Raw genomic sequence first — 1,885 nt, forward strand, 5'->3', positions numbered from 1 at the left:
TGTTCAGGACGCTGAAGTACTGTCCGCAGTGGCCATCAGACGGCTTTGCCAGTCTGGAAGCGGCCAGGGAGTGGGTGCGCGACTTTATGGCCTGGTATAACGAAGAGCACCGGCATAGCCGTATCCGCTTCGTCACACCCAACGAGTGTAGTGGTCAAGAAAAATTGGCCACGGTCTTATGCTCTAACCAGAACAATCGTTCGGATTCATTCGGTGTCAGACCACCATTGTAGGAGTGCGGTCTAACCTGGCTGTAGTAGCCCACCAGATAATCCGTGATTGCCTGTTTGGCTTCGTTAACACTGCGGTAACCGGTCGTGGGCATCCACTCGGTCTTTAAGCTTCTAAACAATCGCTCCATCGGAGCATTGTCCCAGCAGTTACCGCGTCGGCTCATGCTCTGTCTGATCTGGTAGCGCCAAAGCTGCTGCCGGAATCGACGGCTGGTGTAATGGCTTCCCTGGTCAGAATGAAACAGTAGCCCCTTGGGTCGGCCTCGGGCCTCAAAAGCCACCATCAATGCCTTGCTGGTCAACTCGCTATCCGGGGACAACGACATCGCCCACCCCACTGGCTTGCGGGCAAACAGGTCCAGCACCACCGCCAGATAGGCCCATTGCGTTCCGGTCCAGATGTAGGTCACATCACCACACCAGACTTGATTCGGCGCCGTCACCGCGAACTGCCTATCCAATAGGTTAGGGATGGCAACATGCTCTTGATGCGCCTTTTTGTAAGCATGCTTGGGTGGCTGGCAACTGACCAACCCCAGCTCCTTCATCAGTTTGCTTGCCCGATAGCGGCTTAAAGACTGGCCGCGGGACGTGACAATGTCTGCAATCGTCCTGGCACCCGCTGAGCCCTTGCTGTCGTTGTGGGCCTTACGGACTTCGGCTTGCAGCTTTACCTTCTCCGAAGAGATGGCTTGAGGACGCGCCGCCCAGTACTTATAACTGCTGCGATGGATCCCGAATACATCGCAGATGCGTTTGACGCTAAAGCTCTTCTTGAGTCGCTCGACTAGCGAGAATTGTTCAGGGAGTCCGACATCAAGAGAGCGGTAGCCTTTTTTAAAATTTCTTTTTCCTCTTCTATCCGTTTGATTTTTCTCTCTAATTCTCGGATTTTTTGTTGTTCTGGCGTCAGCGGCGAGGCCTTGGGACTGATGCCTTGGCGCTCACTCCTAAGCTGTTTCACCCAGGTCCGCATGGCGCTATGGCTGACGCCCATGACCTCCGCAGCCTCTCTGCGTATTCCGGCGAAGTTGAACAGCCATTCCGGCCAACGTGAACACCCTGATCCTTAACGCGCTCACGTCACCCCGTTTCTAACTCGAGTGTTCAGATTGGGTCAACTCACTTCTCCTCTTTCTCATCGATTCTCCCTTCAGTGACAGCCGGTGAGCGTTGTGCATCAGCCGGTCCAGGATCGCATCTGCCAGAGTGTTGTCCCCCAAGCTCGCGTACCACTCTTCCGTTGGCAGCTGACTGACCACGACCGTCGAGTATTTCCCGTACCGATCATCCATGATCTCCAGCAGGGCGTTGCGCTGCTCGGCATTCACCGCTTCCAGTCCCCAGTCATCCAGGATCAGCAGCTCTATCCTTGCCAGTTGACCCAGCAGTCTGGCGTAACTGCCATCTACCTTGGCCTGGCTCAGCTCAAGTAGCAGACGCGGCAGCCGGTAGTAGCGAGTGCTGTGCCCCTGCTGACAGGCTTGGTAGCCCAGCGCACAAGCCAGGTAGGTTTTTCCGCAGCCACAGGGGCCGGTAATGAGCAGGTTCTGGCCCCGGCGCAGCCACTCTCCTTGGGCCAGGTTTGCCACCTGTGACCGCTCCAGGTTGCGTGCAGACTGGTAGTCCACCTCTTGCACCGTGGCCTGGAG

The 1,885-nt window shown here is 56.3% G+C and carries 3 protein-coding genes and 1 pseudogene; 1 reads left to right on the forward strand and 3 read right to left on the reverse strand.

The features are described 5' to 3' along the window. A pseudogene (locus MUW49_RS14450) lies at positions 1 to 146 on the forward strand (integrase core domain-containing protein); the annotation flags it as partial. Positions 147 to 154: 8 nt separating this feature from the next. Here MUW49_RS14450 and MUW49_RS14455 read toward each other — a convergent pair. The 3 genes from MUW49_RS14455 to istB all read right to left on the reverse strand — a co-directional run. Further along, positions 155 to 1,117 carry an IS3 family transposase gene (locus tag MUW49_RS14455; protein ID WP_224217850.1) on the reverse strand — a complete coding sequence of 321 codons (963 nt, stop codon included), beginning with the start codon at positions 1,115 to 1,117 and terminating at the stop codon, positions 155 to 157. Beyond that, positions 1,021 to 1,230: a transposase gene (locus MUW49_RS14460; RefSeq protein ID WP_244812901.1), complete on the reverse strand. Its 210-nt coding sequence runs from the start codon at positions 1,228 to 1,230 to the stop codon at positions 1,021 to 1,023. The genes MUW49_RS14455 and MUW49_RS14460 overlap by 97 nt, the downstream gene beginning before the upstream one ends. A gap of 97 nt (positions 1,231 to 1,327) precedes the next feature. After that, a partial coding sequence (istB, locus tag MUW49_RS14465) for an IS21-like element ISAs29 family helper ATPase IstB (RefSeq protein WP_244812902.1) occupies positions 1,328 to 1,885 on the reverse strand: 558 nt, incomplete at its 5' end.

Source organism: Aeromonas sp. LsrichE-8G, assembly GCF_022869435.1.
Lineage (GTDB): Bacteria > Pseudomonadota > Gammaproteobacteria > Enterobacterales > Aeromonadaceae > Aeromonas > Aeromonas caviae.